Source organism: Shewanella sp. UCD-KL21 (genome assembly GCF_001957135.1).
In the GTDB taxonomy this organism is placed as follows: domain Bacteria; phylum Pseudomonadota; class Gammaproteobacteria; order Enterobacterales; family Shewanellaceae; genus Shewanella.
Genome location: NZ_MPHK01000072.1, coordinates 1 through 791, shown reverse-complemented (window position 1 = coordinate 791; position 791 = coordinate 1). Strand labels below are relative to the sequence as shown.

1 protein-coding gene is annotated in these 791 nt (G+C 49.6%); it reads left to right on the top strand.

The window, feature by feature from the left end:
* Positions 1–791, top strand: a 791-nt coding sequence (locus BM739_RS19895; RefSeq protein ID WP_139326947.1) for a tandem-95 repeat protein, incomplete at both ends; no start/stop codon positions are given.

Here is a 791-nt window from a genome sequence, read left to right as displayed (position 1 = left end):
CAACGGTGACATCAGCTTAGATGTGGTGGTTATCGATGATGATGGTGCAACGGCCACAACAACGGCAGGCATTGAAACTATCGCAGTGAACGACACACCAGTGGTTGATGGTAATGTCGCTTACTCGGTTGACGAAGATGGCTCAATTACCCTCAGCCAAGAGCAATTGCTGGCCAATGCATCTGACATCGACGGCGACAACCTAAGCGCTGAAAACCTATCAGTAGGCGATAATGCTACCGTGGTGGCTAACCCAGATGGCAGCTTTACGATTACCCCAGATGCGGACTTTAATGGCGATTTAGACTTAAGCTTTGATGTCTCTGATGGCACTACCACAGTAGCAACAGGTGTTGATTTAACCGTTAACCCAATCAACGATGCCGCAGTCGCACCTGATGTCGCATTCGAGATGAATGAAGACGGCATTATCATCATTACCGATGAGCAGCTACTGGCTGGCGCTACCGATATCGATGGTGATGACCTATCAATTGATTCAGTCACTTACACCGGCACCGACGGGGTACTGACCGACAATGGTGATGGCACCCATAGCTTTGCGCCAAACGAAAACTTTAACCCAATCAACGATGCCGCAGTCGCACCTGATGTCGCATTCGAGATGAATGAAGACGGCATTATCATCATTACCGATGAGCAGCTACTGGCTGGCGCTACCGATATCGATGGTGATGACCTATCAATTGATTCAGTCACTTACACCGGCACCGACGGGGTACTGACCGACAATGGTGATGGCACCCATAGCTTTGCGCCAAACGAAAACT